This is a genomic window from Klebsiella sp. BIGb0149 (assembly GCF_004362605.1).
GTDB classification, from domain to species: domain Bacteria; phylum Pseudomonadota; class Gammaproteobacteria; order Enterobacterales; family Enterobacteriaceae; genus Klebsiella; species Klebsiella terrigena.
Genome location: NZ_SNYG01000007.1, coordinates 59,795 through 73,872, shown reverse-complemented (window position 1 = coordinate 73,872; position 14,078 = coordinate 59,795). Strand labels below are relative to the sequence as shown.

Annotated in this window: 19 protein-coding genes; 8 read left to right on the top strand and 11 right to left on the bottom strand. The window is 55.8% G+C overall.

The window, feature by feature from the left end; all coding sequences use genetic code 11:
• Positions 1-39 precede the first annotated feature (39 nt).
• From cgtA to rplU, 4 genes are all read right to left on the bottom strand, one after another.
• Positions 40-1,218, bottom strand: a complete 1,179-nt coding sequence (cgtA, locus tag EDF75_RS21615) for an Obg family GTPase CgtA (RefSeq protein WP_045856595.1) — start codon at positions 1,216-1,218, stop codon at positions 40-42.
• Positions 1,219-1,233: 15 nt separating this feature from the next.
• A complete protein-coding gene (locus EDF75_RS21610; protein WP_133600835.1) occupies positions 1,234-2,199 on the bottom strand; it encodes a DMT family transporter in 966 nt (321 codons plus the stop codon).
• 95 nt (positions 2,200-2,294) lie between these two features.
• Complete coding sequence (gene rpmA, locus EDF75_RS21605) at positions 2,295-2,552, bottom strand: 50S ribosomal protein L27 (protein WP_041147406.1); 258 nt, start codon at positions 2,550-2,552, stop codon at positions 2,295-2,297.
• A gap of 19 nt (positions 2,553-2,571) precedes the next feature.
• On the bottom strand, positions 2,572-2,883 hold the full coding sequence (rplU, locus tag EDF75_RS21600) for a 50S ribosomal protein L21 (protein WP_041147407.1): 312 nt from the start codon (positions 2,881-2,883) through the stop codon (positions 2,572-2,574).
• A 260-nt stretch (positions 2,884-3,143) separates the two neighbouring features.
• On the opposite strand from rplU, the gene ispB reads away from it, so the two are divergent.
• Entirely contained in the window at positions 3,144-4,115 is a 972-nt protein-coding gene (gene ispB / locus EDF75_RS21595; RefSeq protein WP_133600834.1) for an octaprenyl diphosphate synthase, read from the top strand.
• A gap of 199 nt (positions 4,116-4,314) precedes the next feature.
• The gene (gene sfsB / locus EDF75_RS21590; protein ID WP_133600833.1) at positions 4,315-4,587 is read left to right on the top strand and encodes a DNA-binding transcriptional regulator SfsB; all 273 of its coding nucleotides are present in this window, start codon (positions 4,315-4,317) and stop codon (positions 4,585-4,587) included.
• A 58-nt stretch (positions 4,588-4,645) separates the two neighbouring features.
• Here the strand turns inward: sfsB and murA are convergent, their stop codons facing one another.
• From murA to mlaF, 7 genes are all read right to left on the bottom strand, one after another.
• Positions 4,646-5,905, bottom strand: coding sequence for a UDP-N-acetylglucosamine 1-carboxyvinyltransferase (gene murA, locus EDF75_RS21585; RefSeq protein WP_133600832.1), 1,260 nt, complete (start codon positions 5,903-5,905; stop codon positions 4,646-4,648).
• 54 nt (positions 5,906-5,959) lie between these two features.
• A complete protein-coding gene (gene ibaG / locus EDF75_RS21580) occupies positions 5,960-6,214 on the bottom strand; it encodes a BolA family iron metabolism protein IbaG (protein ID WP_041147411.1) in 255 nt (84 codons plus the stop codon).
• A gap of 136 nt (positions 6,215-6,350) precedes the next feature.
• Entirely contained in the window at positions 6,351-6,641 is a 291-nt protein-coding gene (gene mlaB / locus EDF75_RS21575) for a lipid asymmetry maintenance protein MlaB (RefSeq protein WP_133600831.1), read from the bottom strand.
• Positions 6,641-7,276 carry a phospholipid-binding protein MlaC gene (mlaC, locus tag EDF75_RS21570; protein ID WP_045856587.1) on the bottom strand — a complete coding sequence of 212 codons (636 nt, stop codon included), beginning with the start codon at positions 7,274-7,276 and terminating at the stop codon, positions 6,641-6,643. Before mlaC ends, mlaB begins: the two co-directional genes overlap by 1 nt.
• A 17-nt stretch (positions 7,277-7,293) precedes the next feature.
• Positions 7,294-7,845: an outer membrane lipid asymmetry maintenance protein MlaD gene (gene mlaD, locus EDF75_RS21565; protein ID WP_132513561.1), complete on the bottom strand. Its 552-nt coding sequence runs from the start codon at positions 7,843-7,845 to the stop codon at positions 7,294-7,296.
• A gap of 4 nt (positions 7,846-7,849) precedes the next feature.
• Positions 7,850-8,632 carry a lipid asymmetry maintenance ABC transporter permease subunit MlaE gene (gene mlaE / locus EDF75_RS21560; protein ID WP_041147414.1) on the bottom strand — a complete coding sequence of 261 codons (783 nt, stop codon included), beginning with the start codon at positions 8,630-8,632 and terminating at the stop codon, positions 7,850-7,852.
• Positions 8,633-8,639: 7 nt separating this feature from the next.
• Positions 8,640-9,452, bottom strand: a complete 813-nt coding sequence (gene mlaF / locus EDF75_RS21555) for a phospholipid ABC transporter ATP-binding protein MlaF (RefSeq protein WP_041147415.1) — start codon at positions 9,450-9,452, stop codon at positions 8,640-8,642.
• 209 nt (positions 9,453-9,661) lie between these two features.
• On the opposite strand from mlaF, the gene EDF75_RS21550 reads away from it, so the two are divergent.
• The 6 genes from EDF75_RS21550 to lptB are packed head-to-tail and all read left to right on the top strand — an operon-like array spanning position 9,662 to position 14,039.
• Entirely contained in the window at positions 9,662-10,639 is a 978-nt protein-coding gene (locus EDF75_RS21550; protein ID WP_045856583.1) for a calcium/sodium antiporter, read from the top strand.
• The gene (gene kdsD, locus EDF75_RS21545) at positions 10,636-11,640 is read left to right on the top strand and encodes an arabinose-5-phosphate isomerase KdsD (protein ID WP_166646225.1); all 1,005 of its coding nucleotides are present in this window, start codon (positions 10,636-10,638) and stop codon (positions 11,638-11,640) included. The genes EDF75_RS21550 and kdsD overlap by 4 nt, the downstream gene beginning before the upstream one ends.
• 14 nt (positions 11,641-11,654) lie before the next feature.
• A complete protein-coding gene (gene kdsC / locus EDF75_RS21540) occupies positions 11,655-12,221 on the top strand; it encodes a 3-deoxy-manno-octulosonate-8-phosphatase KdsC (RefSeq protein ID WP_045856581.1) in 567 nt (188 codons plus the stop codon).
• The gene (gene lptC / locus EDF75_RS21535; protein ID WP_095099928.1) at positions 12,218-12,793 is read left to right on the top strand and encodes an LPS export ABC transporter periplasmic protein LptC; all 576 of its coding nucleotides are present in this window, start codon (positions 12,218-12,220) and stop codon (positions 12,791-12,793) included. The genes kdsC and lptC overlap by 4 nt, the downstream gene beginning before the upstream one ends.
• On the top strand, positions 12,762-13,307 hold the full coding sequence (lptA, locus tag EDF75_RS21530; protein ID WP_045856577.1) for a lipopolysaccharide ABC transporter substrate-binding protein LptA: 546 nt from the start codon (positions 12,762-12,764) through the stop codon (positions 13,305-13,307). Before lptC ends, lptA begins: the two co-directional genes overlap by 32 nt.
• 6 nt (positions 13,308-13,313) lie before the next feature.
• A complete protein-coding gene (lptB, locus tag EDF75_RS21525; protein ID WP_045856575.1) occupies positions 13,314-14,039 on the top strand; it encodes an LPS export ABC transporter ATP-binding protein in 726 nt (241 codons plus the stop codon).
• The last annotated feature ends 39 nt before the right edge of the window (positions 14,040-14,078 follow it).

The following is a 14,078-nucleotide window of genomic DNA, read 5'->3' as shown; positions in this document are numbered from 1 at the left end:
CGCTTAGCATGACGCCGCGGGGACCGGTGCAAACCAGAATTAACGCTTGTAGATGAACTCAACGCCTTCTTCGTCGTCTTCGTCCCAGTCGTCATCCCAGTCTTCGTCGTCTTCCACTTCGATCTCAGCGCTTTCAAGCTGCTCGCGGTGGTAGTCATCCCACATGAACTCGACTTTCTCAGCCGGCTTATCTTCCTGCGCATGCACGATTGGGTTTTCGATGATAAAGGTCATCACGTCCCAGCACAGGTCCTTCACGCCCTGCTGGCTCGCCGCAGAAATCAGGTAGAACTTATCATCCCAGCCCAGCGCTTCGGCAATGGCTTTTGCCTTCTCTTCGGCCTGCGCTTTATCCATCAGGTCGATCTTGTTGAAGACCAGCCAGCGTGGTTTCGACGCCAGGTTCTCGCTGTATTTCTCCAGCTCGCCGATGATAATGCGCGCATTCTCGACCGGATCGGAACCGTCGATCGGCTCAATATCGATGAGGTGCAGCAGCACGCGGCAGCGCTCAAGGTGCTTGAGGAAGCGAATACCGAGGCCTGCGCCTTCAGCAGCGCCTTCAATCAGCCCTGGAATATCCGCCACGACGAAGCTCTTCTCGTTATCCATACGTACAACGCCGAGGCTAGGAACCAGCGTGGTAAACGGATAATCGGCAACTTTCGGCTTCGCTGCAGAAACGGCGCGAATGAAGGTGGATTTACCGGCGTTCGGCATCCCCAGCATCCCAACGTCTGCCAGCAGCATCAGCTCAAGCTGCAGGTCGCGCTTGTCGCCCGGCGTACCCATCGTTTTCTGACGCGGGGTACGGTTGACGGACGATTTGAAGCGGGTGTTACCCAGGCCATGCCAGCCGCCTTTGGCGACCATCAGGCGCTGACCGTGCTTGGTCATATCGCCCATGGTCTCGCCGGTTCCCTGATCGATAACACGGGTCCCTACGGGCACCTTCACCGAGACGTCTTTACCACGCTTACCGGTACAGTCACGGCTTTGCCCGTTCTGCCCACGTTCAGCGCGGAACGCTTTCTCAAAACGGTAGTCAATCAGGGTGTTCAGGTTCTCGTCCGCTTCCAGCCAAACGTCGCCGCCATCACCGCCGTCGCCGCCGTCAGGGCCGCCTCTTGGGATATATTTTTCACGGCGGAAGCTCACGCAACCGTTGCCGCCATCACCTGCTACGACCAGGATCGTTGCTTCATCAACAAACTTCATTTTACTCTCCGTAAATCATTCGCCTGAGCGGGGGACTACTACAACCGCTTCATTTTTACGCCAGCGTCCCCAAAGACGATGACCAATGGCGGAAAACATCGCGCCCGCAACCACGACAAACGCACCGAGATAACCCAACAGGTTTAACATCGGTTTGACGAAGAAATCGGGCCAGGCAATTGATAATAAATCTGAAAATAACAGCGTAAACAGCGGGGTTAGCGTAATTAATGCGCTCACCTGCGCTGCCTGCCAACGCGCCATCGCTTCCGCAAGTGCGCCATAACCTACCAGCGTGTTCAAACCACAAAAGATCAGGCACGCCAGCTGCCAGTCGCTTAGCTGGGATATCACACCCGGCTTTGCCAGCGGCAATAGTGCAATCGTACATAAAGTGTACAGCAAAAACAGGATTTGCTGTGACGCCAGACGACGCAATAACACCTTTTGCGCGACGCCGTAGCTCACCCACACCGTCGCTGCAGCCACGCCAAAAATCACACCCCAGGTGTAATCCGTCAGGCGGGTAAAAATCTCTATCAGGCTAGTGTTGAAGAACATCACCAGCCCGCAGAGCAGCATTATCGCACCGATAACCTGGGTCCCGCGCATCTTCTCCTTGAGAATAAAGACGCTGGCGACCATCATGCCAACCGGGGACAGCTGGCCAATCACCTGCGAGGCCGTCGGGCTTAAATATTGCAAGGACGAGCTGAACAGAATGAAGTTACCGAACAGACCGCCCGTCGCGATAGCCAGTAAAATTAGCCAGCGAGGCTTGCGGAAAAGATGCAGCGGCGGCAGCTTGCCTTTAATCGCCAGGATCGCCCCGAGGCCAATACTCGCCATTAAAAAGCGATAGAACACCACCGTTGGCGGTTCCATCACTTCCAGAACCTGCTTCATTGCGATGGGCAGCGCACCCCAGCACATTGCGGTGGTGAGCGCCAAAACAATACCTATGCCGGCCTGCTGCTTCATGCCCGTTTTACCTGCGGAAAATTTTCCGGACTTCTAATGTAAAAAGCCCCGCAACACGTTGCGGGGCTTTAATCCGTTACCGGACCTCGAAAACCTTACTCAGCAACGATGCTGATATATTTACGGTTGTTCGGGCCTTTAACTTCAAATTTCACTTTACCGTCTGCTTTAGCAAACAGAGTGTGGTCACGACCGCAACCTACGTTGCTACCAGCGTGGAATTTAGTACCACGCTGACGAACGATGATGCTACCCGCCAGAACGGTTTCGCCACCGAAACGCTTAACGCCCAGGCGTTTAGCTTCTGAGTCGCGACCGTTACGAGTTGAGCCGCCAGCCTTTTTATGTGCCATTTAAATCTCTCCTCAGGTCTTAGGCGCTGATGCCAGTAATTTTCACATCAGTGAACCACTGACGATGGCCCTGCTGCTTACGGTAGTGTTTACGACGACGAAACTTAACGATTTTAACTTTCTCGCCACGACCGTGAGCAACAACTTCAGCTTTGATTACGCCGCCCTCAACGAAAGGAACGCCGATCTTGATTTCTTCACCGTTTGCGACCATCAGCACTTCAGCGAACTCAACAGCTTCGCCAGTTGCGATGTCCAGCTTTTCCAGGCGAATGGTCTGACCTTCGCTTACTCGGTGTTGTTTACCACCACTTTGGAAAACCGCGTACATATAAAACTCCGCTTCCGCGCACCTCTTAATGTGATTTAGAGTGCGCTATAAATATTCACAATAGGGCGCGAATATTACGCAAAAGGCGAGCCTTTGACAAGAGCGATCGTCGCTCAACGCAGAAAAAAAACACAACTTTCACGCTAACGTTTATCTATGCCATTTTTTCAGTACAATCATATCTTCTTTTAATTCTATCTTAATCCTGCTGTGAACCCACCTGGATTCGCGGTAACAGGACATGTGGCCCGGCTTTTGCGATGAATTTAGAAAAAATCAATGAGTTAACCGCGCAAGATATGGCGGGTGTCAATGCGACAATCCTTGAGCAACTCGACTCAGATGTTCAGCTTATCAATCAGTTAGGCTATTACATCGTCAGCGGAGGCGGTAAACGTATTCGTCCGATGATTGCGGTCCTCGCGGCGCGCGCCGTCGGTTATCAGGGGAATGCGCACGTCACCATTGCCGCGCTGATCGAATTTATCCATACCGCGACCCTGCTTCATGATGATGTCGTTGACGAGTCGGATATGCGTCGTGGCAAAGCCACGGCCAATGCGGCCTTCGGCAATGCAGCCAGCGTGCTGGTTGGTGATTTTATCTATACCCGCTCTTTCCAGATGATGACCAGCCTCGGCTCGCTGAAGGTGCTGGAGGTCATGTCGAAAGCCGTTAACGTGATTGCCGAAGGCGAAGTCCTGCAGCTCATGAACGTTAACGACCCGGACATCACCGAAGAAAACTACATGCGGGTGATTTACAGCAAAACGGCCCGACTGTTCGAGGCCGCCGCGCAATGTTCCGGGATCCTGGCTGGCTGCACCGAAGAACAGGAGCGGGCATTACAGGACTACGGCCGCTATTTGGGCACCGCTTTCCAGCTGATCGATGATTTGCTGGACTACAGCTCCGACGGCGACCGTTTGGGTAAAAACGTGGGCGATGACCTGAACGAGGGTAAACCTACTCTGCCGCTGCTGCATGCGATGCGCCACGGCACTCCGGAGCAGTCCGCCATGATCCGCGGCGCAATCGAACAGGGTAACGGACGTCACCTGCTGGCAGCCGTTCTGGAGGCCATGGCCGCCTGCGGTTCGCTGGAATGGACCCAAAAGCGCGCGGAAGAAGAAGCCGATAAGGCGATTGTTGCGCTTCAGGTTTTACCCGACTCGCCGTGGCGCGAAGCGCTCATCGGCCTGGCGCACATCGCCGTACAGCGCGATCGCTAATCGCCCTTTCGACCCTTCCCGCGCATCGCGCGGGAAAGTTCCTAAAAAATCCCCAGCCCGCCCCTTCATCCACTGAACCTTGATGAATTCTGAATATTCGTTCGATTTACTGGAACTTGTTAGAACTTTAATAAACCAGGGGTATAGTGACCCTGTCGTCCGCTTGGGGCGATCTGGAACCTTATCACCAGGAGAATTTATGGATAAGTTCATCGATTGGCACCCGGCCGATATTATCGCCGGATTACGCAAAAAGGGCACGTCGCTGGCAGCGGAATCACGACGCAACGGTCTGAGTTCCTCAACCCTGGCCAATGCCCTAACCCGGCCGTGGCCCAAAGGCGAACTGATTATTGCGAACGCGCTGGGAACCACGCCATGGGCTATTTGGCCGTCACGCTACCATGACCCGATCACCCATCGGTTTATCGACAGAACGCAGATGATACGCCAGAAGAAAAGTGAGAAGTGAGTCGAGGTAATACAGGATGCAGCCCCCGGACCAACGTCAGAGGGCTGCGATAGCAGCTTTACTCGCCTTTGACGCGTTCGATATTCGCGCCCAGTGCCTGCAGCTTATCTTCAATCCGCTCGTATCCGCGGTCGATGTGATAGATACGATCGACAATCGTGGTGCCTTCCGCAATACAGCCCGCCAGTACCAGGCTTGCCGATGCGCGCAGGTCGGTTGCCATTACCTGAGCACCGGACAGCTGGGCCACGCCGTGGCAGATCGCCGTATTGCTTTCGATTTCCGCGTGTGCGCCCATACGGATCAGTTCCGGAATGTGCATAAAGCGGTTTTCGAAAATGGTCTCGGTAATCACGCCGGTGCCTTCAGCCACCAGGTTTAGCAGCGTAAACTGCGCCTGCATGTCGGTCGGGAATCCCGGGTGCGGCGCGGTACGTACGTTGACGGCTTTAGGACGATTGCCGTGCATATCAAGGCTAATCCAGTCTTCACCGGTCTCAATATCGGCACCCGCGTCACGCAGCTTCGCCAGCACGGCGTCGAGGGTATCAGGCTGCGCATTGCGGCAGACAATTTTACCGCCGGAGATTGCCGCCGCGACCAGGAAGGTCCCGGTTTCGATGCGGTCCGGCAGAACGCGATATACGCCGCCGCCCAGACGCTCTACGCCTTCAATAGTAATGCGGTCAGAACCCTGGCCTTTAATTTTCGCGCCCAGCGCAACGAGGAAGTTGGCCGTGTCGACGATTTCCGGCTCACGCGCGGCGTTTTCGATAACGGTGGTGCCTTCTGCCAGCGTCGCGGCGCTCATGATGGTGACGGTCGCGCCAACGCTGACCTTATCCATAACGATATGCGCGCCTTTGAGGCGTCCATTGACCGATGCCTTGACGTAGCCCTCTTCCAGCTTGATCTCAGCACCCAGCTGCTCCAGGCCGGTAATATGCAGGTCAACCGGACGGGCGCCGATCGCACAGCCACCCGGCAGTGAAACCTGGCCCTGGCCAAAACGCGCCACCAGCGGCCCCAGCGCCCAGATAGAGGCGCGCATGGTTTTGACTAAATCGTACGGAGCACAGAAGACGTCAACCGGGCCCGCATCAATCCATACCGAACCGTTACGCTCAACTTTGGCGCCGAGCTGGCTCAGCAGTTTCATCGTGGTATCGATGTCTTTCAGCTTCGGTACATTCTGGATCTCAATCGGCTCTTCTGCCAGCAGTGCGGCAAAGAGGATCGGCAGGGCTGCGTTTTTCGCACCGGAGATGGTGACTTCGCCCTGGAGACGAGTCGGACCCTGAACACGGAATTTATCCATTGATTCTGTTCTCTGTTAAGAATTCATATACGCTGCAGGGAGCATCCCTACAGCTTAAAAGCCATTTAGCTTGCGATCGCGGGCCCACTCCTGCGGGGTATACGCCTTGATCGACAGAGCATGGATGCGGTTGTCGGCAATATATTCCATCAGCGGGGCGTAGATAGTCTGCTGCTTCTTCACGCGGCTCATGCCGTCGAACAGCTCGCCCACAGCAATAACCTGAAAGTGACTGCCATCGCCAGAGACGTGGACTTCCTGGAGGGAGAGTGCGTTCATCAGCACGGTCTGAATTTCATGATTTTCCATGGGTTCAAATTTTATCTGGTAGTGAAAATAGCCCAACATCTTAGAGGAAAGTGGCGCGGTCTTAAACAAGCAAAAAGCCCCATCGAAAATATTGATGAGGCTTTGCGGATAGCGCCAGTGGTAACACTCTGAAAAATTATGGGATCATATCGGCAGGAAGGTTGTAAAGACCGATCAGCGTTTGCAAATTATCGCTCTTGCCGATCAGCTGTGCCTCCCTGCCCTGGCGACGAATCAGCGCCACGAAATGCACCAGCAGCGCCAGGCCCGCGGTATCGACCCGGGTTACCGCGCTCAGGTCGATAGTTGATACGCCTTCAGTCGCCCGCGCGCGGTCGTCCCAGAGCGGGACCAGCAGATCCTGGTCCAGCTCACCCTGCAGTGCCAGGCGCTCGCCGCTGCGGGTCCAGCTCAGCTGACCGCTCATTATTTTTTCTGTTCCAGGGTAATCGGCTGGGCGGAGATTGATTTCAGCTGCGCGGTCAGACCATCGACGCCTTTAGTACGCAGCAGATCGCTCCACTCGTTCTGCTTGGTGGTGATCATGCTCACCCCTTCAGCAATCATATCGTAGGCCTGCCAGTTGCCGGTCTGGGTGTTTTTACGCCACTGGAAGTCCAGGCGCACCGGCGGACGACCGTTAGGATCGAGGATCGTCACGCGGATAGGAACGATAGTCGCATCGCCCAGCGGCTGTTCCGGCGCGATTTGATAGGTCTGACCGTGATACATCGCCAGCGCCTGGCCGTACGCCTGCTTCAGATACTCGCGGAAGGCGGTAAAGTAGGCCTCACGCTGCGCCGGGGTCGCATCTTTGTAATAGCGGCCCAGCACCAGCGCGCCGGCATACTTCACCTGCACGTACGGCATCAGCTCCTGGTCGACGATTTCACGCAGATAGTTCGGGTTAGCCTGAATCTTCGGCTGCTCGTTTTTCAGGCGGTCGAAGGTTTTCTGCGCGGCTTCATCCATCAGCTTGTACGGATTGGACTGATCCGCTGCGGTCGCAGCAGTCAATGGCGCAATCGCCAGCATGGCGATCATCAGTAAGCGTTTAAACATATCGGGTCTCTCCTGAGTTAGTGCGTCGTGGCGGCAGGCTGCGCTGCGTCAGTATGACTTTCCTGGGCTGCCGGATCATCGCCAGAATTCTTATTGTCGCTGCCTTTACTGTTGTAAAGGAACTGGCCAATCAGATCTTCCAGAACCATGGCAGATTTAGTGTCCTGAATCGTCCCGCCGTCTTTAAGGATAGATGTTCCCAGCTCCGGGTCTTCAAACCCCATGTTCAGAGCCAGGTACTGCTCGCCCAGCAGGCCGGAAGTACGAATGGCCAGCGAGCTGGAGTCAGGAATATGGTTGTAGCTCTCATCGATATCGAGGGCCACCCGCGGCAGGTAGGTTTTTGGATCGAGGGTGATGTCCGCCACCCGGCCCACGACCACGCCGCCAATGCGCACCGGCGACCGCGCCTTCAGGCCACCGATATTGTCGAACGTCGCGTAAAGACGATACGTCGGCTCGGTCCGCAGAGAGGTCACGTTCGCTGCTTTCAGGCATACAAACAGCGCCGCCAGCAGCGCCACCAGTAAAAATACGCCTACCCAGATTTCACTTTTTTTCGTTTGCATGAACTCAATTCCCAAACATCAGCGCAGTCAGCACAAAATCCAGCCCCAGAACCGCCAGCGACGAATGCACCACGGTGCGCGTCGTTGCCCGGCTAATCCCTGCGGAAGTGGGGATAGCATCATAACCGTTAAATAACGCTACCCATGTCACCGTAATGGCGAAAACCAGACTCTTAATCAGGCAGTTAACCAGATCCATTCGCCAGTCGACGGCGTTTTGCATCGCGGTCCAGAAGAAGCCGCTGTCGATACCTTTCCAGTTAACGCCAACCAGCGAACCGCCCCAGATCCCCACCGCGACAAAAATAACCGTCAGCAGCGGCAGTGAGATGACGCCGGCCCAGAAGCGCGGTGATATCACGCGACGCAGCGGATCGACGGCCATCATCTCCATGCTCGAGAGCTGTTCGGTCGCGCGCATCAGCCCTATTTCGGCTGTCAGCGCCGAACCGGCACGCCCGGCAAACAGCAGCGCGGCAACCACCGGTCCCAGCTCGCGCAGCAGAGACAGCGCCACCAGCATACCAAGACTGGTTTCTGCGCTGTAGGTGGTTAACACCAGATACCCCTGCAGGCCCAGCACCATGCCGATGAACAGCCCCGACACGATGATGATCAGCATCGACAGCACGCCAACGTTGTACAGCTGACGCACCAGCAGCGGCGCGTGCTTGCGAAACTCCGGCTTGCCCACTACGGCGTTGAAAAGCATTAATCCGGCACGCCCAAAAGCCGCGGTGGTTTTAATCCCCCGATGGCCGAGCGATGCCAGCATATTTAGCAGCATCAGTCGTTTAACTCCCTATGCCTAATAAATCATGCTGATAGTCGCCTGCCGGATAGCGGAACGGCACCGGGCCGTCGGCGATACCATCAATAAACTGGCGAACACGAGGGTCGGCATTTTCCCGCAGCGACCGGGCGCTGCCGTGGGCGACGATTTTCTTATCGGCCACAATATAGGCGTAATCCGCAATACTGAGCACTTCCGGTACGTCGTGCGATACCACGATACACGTAACGCCCAGGGTGCTGTTGAGTTCAGAAATCAGCTTAACCAGCACGCCCATGGTGATGGGATCCTGGCCGACGAACGGTTCGTCGAACATGATGAGATCCGGTTCGAGCGCGATAGCTCTTGCCAGCGCCGCGCGGCGCGCCATGCCGCCGGATAGCTCAGAAGGCATCAGCATTGCCGCTCCGCGCAGGCCAACGGCCTCAAGCTTCATCATCACGGTAGTATGCAGTAGCGCTTCGGGCAGCTGAGTGTGCTCACGCAGCGGATAGGCGACGTTATTAAAGACGTTCATATCGGTGAACAGCGCGCCGGACTGAAACAGCATGCTCATACGCTTACGTACGGTATACAGGCGCGAACGCGACATCTGCGGCACGTTTTCGCCATCAAACAGGATCTCGCCGCTGTCCGGCGGGATCTGGCCGCCGATCAGGCGCAGCAGGGTCGTTTTACCGATTCCCGATGGCCCCATGATCGCCGTGATCTTACCGCGCGGCACCGACAGCGAGATATCATCAAAGATCGCGCGATCGCCTCGAGAGAAGCTGATACCGCGTACTTCGACTAAATTCGCCAGAGTTTGGCTCATAAAATCATCCTTACAAAACATCCCTCAGGCTAAGCATGGTGCTTTCTTCCACCATAAACCCAACATTTTTACAGAATCTTACCTGCCTGGGTTAGCGAAAGCTGGCATTTGTTTTACTTTTGACAAACATAAAGTCAAAATTAAGAATTCGTTACGCTGCGTACGGACGATCAGCGAGGCGACGATTATACCTGAAGAAAGGACTTTAGATGCTCTTAGCGACGGCTCTGTTAATAATTGGTTTACTGCTGGTGGTCTACAGCGCCGATCGTCTGGTCTACGCCGCTTCAATACTGTGCCGCATGATAGGGATCCCGCCGCTTATCATTGGCATGACGGTGGTGAGTATCGGCACCAGCCTGCCCGAGATCATCGTCTCTGCGGCCGCCTCCCTGCACGGGCAGACCGATCTGGCCATCGGGACGGCGATCGGATCGAACATCACCAATATCCTGTTAATTCTTGGCCTCGCCGCCTTACTTCATCCATTTACCGTACATTCTGATATCCTGCGCCGCGAACTGCCGCTAATGTTGCTGGTCAGCCTGCTCGCGAGCTTTGTCCTCTATGACGGCCAGCTCTCGCGCATGGACGGCCTTTTTTTACTGGCGTTAGCCATACTATGGCTACTGTTCACGGTAAAAATAGCGCGCATCGCCGAGCGTCAGGGTAACGATAGCCTGACCCGGGAGCAGATAGCGGAGCTGCCGCGAGAAGGTTCGCTCCCCGTCGCCCTGCTGTGGCTCGGGGTGGCGATGATTGTCATGCCGATGGCAACCCGCATGGTGGTGGATAATGCCACCGTGCTGGCGAACTACTTCGCCATCAGCGAGCTGACCGTTGGCCTCACGGTGGTCGCCATCGGCACCAGCCTGCCGGAACTGGCAACGGCGATTGCTGGCGCCCGTAAAGGGGAAGATGATATCGCCATCGGGAATATCATTGGCGCCAATATCCTGAATATTGTCCTGGTTCTCGGGCTGCCGGCGCTGATCGCGCCGGGATCCTTCGCCCCCGAAGCGTTTACGCGCGACTATGCCGTCATGATGCTGGTCAGCGTAATTTTCGCCCTGCTGTGCTGGCGCCGAAAACGGCAGCCCAGCCGACTTGCCGGGGCGCTGCTGGTCGGCGGTTTTGTGGTTTGGTTGGCGATGCTGTACTGGGCAGCACCGCTCTTTGGTGAATGAATCGGGATACCATTATGTCGCAAACAGATTTGCCAACGGATTTTGACTTTCAACGGGCAGGCCGCGAGGTTCTGGAAATTGAACGTGAAGGTCTGGCTCAGCTCGATCAATACATTAATGAAGATTTTACGCGCGCCTGCGAAACGATTTTCCGCTGCACGGGCAAAGTGGTGGTCATGGGGATGGGTAAGTCCGGCCATATCGGACGCAAAATGGCAGCCACCTTCGCCAGCACCGGTACGCCGTCGTTCTTCGTTCATCCCGGCGAGGCGGCCCACGGCGATTTAGGCATGGTCACGCCGCAGGACGTTATTATCGCCCTGTCGAACTCCGGCGAATCGAACGAAATGCTCGCGCTGATCCCGGTGCTTAAGCGCCAGCGGGTGCCGCTGATCTGCATGACCAGCCGCCCGGAAAGCAGCATGGCGCGCGCGGCGGATATCCACCTGTGCGTGAAGGTGCTAAAAGAAGCCTGTCCGCTTGGCCTTGCCCCGACGTCAAGCACCACCGCAGCGCTGGTGATGGGCGACGCTCTGGCGGTCGCGCTGCTGGAAGCTCGCGGCTTTACCGCCGAAGATTTCGCGCTCTCCCACCCCGGCGGCGCGCTGGGCCGTAAGCTGCTGCTGCGGGTCAATGATATCATGCACACCGGAGATGAAATCCCGCACGTGACTCTGCAGGCCACGCTGCGCGACGCGCTGCTGGAAATCACGCGTAAAAATTTAGGCATGACCGCTATCTGCGATGATGACATGAACATCATCGGTATTTTCACCGACGGCGACCTGCGCCGGGTGTTCGATTCCGGGGTCGATATGCGTAATGCAGGCATCGCCGAGGTCATGACGCCGGGTGGGATTCGCATCCGTCCCGGCATTCTGGCCGTCGATGCGCTAAACCTGATGCAAGCCCGTCATATCACCTGCGTATTAGTTGCCGATGGCGACCGTCTGTTGGGTGTGGTACATATGCACGATCTCCTGCGCGCAGGCGTAGTGTAAGTAAGGATAAAATAATGAATAATGCTGATGCTCCGCTAGCGACCTGCTACGGACCGGTAAGCCCTGAATTTCTCGAACGCGCGGCGAAGATCCGTTTACTGATCCTCGACGTTGACGGCGTGCTTTCCGACGGTCTTATCTATATGGGCAACAACGGCGAAGAGCTGAAAGCGTTCAACGTACGCGATGGCTACGGGATCCGCTGCGCGCTGACTTCAGGTATTGAAGTGGCGATTATTACCGGGCGAAACGCTAAACTGGTAGAAGATCGCTGTCAGACGTTAGGCATTACGCATCTCTATCAAGGGCAGTCCGATAAGCTGCTGGCCTTCCGTGACTTATTGAGCAAGCTGGCCGTCCGTGCGGACGAAGTGGCCTATATTGGCGACGACCTGATCGACTGGCCGGTAATGGCAGAAACAGGCTTAAGCGTTGCCGTGGCGGATGCGCACCCGCTGCTGCTTCCACGCGCAGACTATGTTACCCGCATCAACGGCGGGCGCGGAGCGGTACGCGAAGTCTGCGATTTGTTACTATTGGCGCAGGGCAAGCTGGATGAGGCCAAAGGGCAATCAATATGAGTAAAACCAGACGTTGGGTTATCATTTTACTGTCGCTGGTCGCGCTGATCCTGATCGGCCTTAACCTGGCGGGTACCGACGATACCGCTCAGCCGGAGGTCAATCCTGATGACCCAACCTATACCAGCGAGCATACCGATACCGTCGTTTACAGCCCGGAAGGGGCGCTTAACTATCGCCTTATCGCCGAGCATGTCGCGTATTTCTCTGCGCAGGAGCTGTCGTGGTTCACTCAGCCGGTGATGACCACCTTTGATACCAACAAAGCCCCGAGCTGGTCAATCAAAGCGGATAAAGCCAAGCTGACCAACGATCGTATGCTGTATCTTTATGGGCACGTTGAGGTAAATGCGCTAAGCCCAGACTCTCAACTGCGCAAAATTACGACGGATAACGCCCAGATAAACCTGGTGACGCAGGATGTTACCTCCGATGACATGGTGACGTTGTACGGGACAACATTTAATTCCAGTGGCCTAAAAATGCGCGGGAATCTGCGCAGCAAAAATGCCGAGCTGATTGAAAAGGTTAGAACCTCTTATGAAATTCAGAACAAACAAACTCAGCCTTAAGATTGCGCTCGCCAGCGCCATACTGGCCGCCAGCCTGCCGGCACTGGCAAAGACTGGCGACACCGATCAGCCGATTCATATCGAATCCGATCAGCAGTCGCTGGATATGCAGGGCAATGTTGTCACCTTTACCGGTAATGTCGTCGTGACCCAGGGCACTATCAAGATCAATGCCGACAAGGTCGTGGTCACTCGTCCCGGCGGCGAGAGGGGTAAAGAGGTGATCGACGGATACGGTAATCCGGCAACCTTCTTCCAGATGCAGGATAACGGCAAGCCGGTTAAAGGCCGCGCGTCAAAAATGCATTATGAACTGCAAAATGATTTCGTCGTCCTGACCGGCAATGCGCATCTGGAACAGATCGATAGCAATATCCAGGGCGACAAGATCACCTATCTGGTGAAAGAGCAGAAAATGCAGGCGTTCAGCAACAAAGGCGGGCGCGTGACTACGGTGCTGGTTCCTTCGCAGCTGCAGGACAAAGGCACCGATCAGCCAAAGAAAGGTAAGTAATTCGTTATGGCAACATTAACTGCAAAGAATCTCGCCAAAGCTTATAAAGGCCGCCGCGTGGTGGAAGACGTCAGTCTGACCGTCAACTCCGGTGAGATTGTCGGCCTGCTCGGCCCGAACGGCGCCGGCAAGACCACCACCTTCTACATGGTCGTCGGGATCGTGCCGCGTGACGCCGGTAATATTATCATCGACGATGAAGATATCAGCCTGCTGCCGCTTCACGCCCGCGCGCGCCGGGGCATTGGCTACCTGCCGCAGGAAGCCTCAATTTTCCGTCGCCTGAGCGTCTACGATAACCTGATGGCGGTACTGCAGATTCGTGACGATCTGAGCAGCGAACAGCGTGACGATCGCGCGAAAGAGCTGATGGAAGAGTTCCATATCGAGCATCTGCGCGATAGCCTCGGTCAGGCGCTTTCCGGCGGCGAACGTCGCCGCGTTGAAATTGCCCGCGCGCTGGCCGCGAACCCTAAATTTATCCTTCTGGATGAACCGTTTGCCGGCGTTGACCCCATTTCAGTTATCGATATCAAACGCATCATCGAGCACCTGCGCGACAGCGGTCTTGGCGTGCTGATCACCGACCATAACGTCAGGGAAACGCTGGCCGTCTGCGAACGCGCGTATATCGTCAGCCAGGGCCACCTGATCGCCCACGGTACACCGCAGCAAATCCTGGAAGACGAGCAGGTTAAGCGCGTGTATCTTGGGGAAGACTTCAGACTCTGATAGGGTAGAGGTTACAGACGTTTTAGCCGGAGATATTAG

Excerpts from the sequence above, each read along its gene's own strand:
- cgtA (WP_045856595.1), bottom strand. The coding sequence starts at position 1,218 with ATGAAGTTTGTTGATGAAGCAACGATCCTGGTCGTAGCAGGTGATGGC.
- EDF75_RS21610 (WP_133600835.1), bottom strand. The coding sequence starts at position 2,199 with ATGAAGCAGCAGGCCGGCATAGGTATTGTTTTGGCGCTCACCACCGCA.
- rpmA (WP_041147406.1), bottom strand. The coding sequence starts at position 2,552 with ATGGCACATAAAAAGGCTGGCGGCTCAACTCGTAACGGTCGCGACTCA.
- rplU (WP_041147407.1), bottom strand. The coding sequence starts at position 2,883 with ATGTACGCGGTTTTCCAAAGTGGTGGTAAACAACACCGAGTAAGCGAA.
- ispB (WP_133600834.1), top strand. The coding sequence starts at position 3,144 with ATGAATTTAGAAAAAATCAATGAGTTAACCGCGCAAGATATGGCGGGT.
- sfsB (WP_133600833.1), top strand. The coding sequence starts at position 4,315 with ATGGATAAGTTCATCGATTGGCACCCGGCCGATATTATCGCCGGATTA.
- murA (WP_133600832.1), bottom strand. The coding sequence starts at position 5,905 with ATGGATAAATTCCGTGTTCAGGGTCCGACTCGTCTCCAGGGCGAAGTC.
- ibaG (WP_041147411.1), bottom strand. The coding sequence starts at position 6,214 with ATGGAAAATCATGAAATTCAGACCGTGCTGATGAACGCACTCTCCCTC.
- mlaB (WP_133600831.1), bottom strand. The coding sequence starts at position 6,641 with ATGAGCGGTCAGCTGAGCTGGACCCGCAGCGGCGAGCGCCTGGCACTG.
- mlaC (WP_045856587.1), bottom strand. The coding sequence starts at position 7,276 with ATGTTTAAACGCTTACTGATGATCGCCATGCTGGCGATTGCGCCATTG.
- mlaD (WP_132513561.1), bottom strand. The coding sequence starts at position 7,845 with ATGCAAACGAAAAAAAGTGAAATCTGGGTAGGCGTATTTTTACTGGTG.
- mlaE (WP_041147414.1), bottom strand. The coding sequence starts at position 8,632 with ATGCTGCTAAATATGCTGGCATCGCTCGGCCATCGGGGGATTAAAACC.
- mlaF (WP_041147415.1), bottom strand. The coding sequence starts at position 9,452 with ATGAGCCAAACTCTGGCGAATTTAGTCGAAGTACGCGGTATCAGCTTC.
- EDF75_RS21550 (WP_045856583.1), top strand. The coding sequence starts at position 9,662 with ATGCTCTTAGCGACGGCTCTGTTAATAATTGGTTTACTGCTGGTGGTC.
- kdsD (WP_166646225.1), top strand. The coding sequence starts at position 10,636 with ATGAATCGGGATACCATTATGTCGCAAACAGATTTGCCAACGGATTTT.
- kdsC (WP_045856581.1), top strand. The coding sequence starts at position 11,655 with ATGAATAATGCTGATGCTCCGCTAGCGACCTGCTACGGACCGGTAAGC.
- lptC (WP_095099928.1), top strand. The coding sequence starts at position 12,218 with ATGAGTAAAACCAGACGTTGGGTTATCATTTTACTGTCGCTGGTCGCG.
- lptA (WP_045856577.1), top strand. The coding sequence starts at position 12,762 with ATGAAATTCAGAACAAACAAACTCAGCCTTAAGATTGCGCTCGCCAGC.
- lptB (WP_045856575.1), top strand. The coding sequence starts at position 13,314 with ATGGCAACATTAACTGCAAAGAATCTCGCCAAAGCTTATAAAGGCCGC.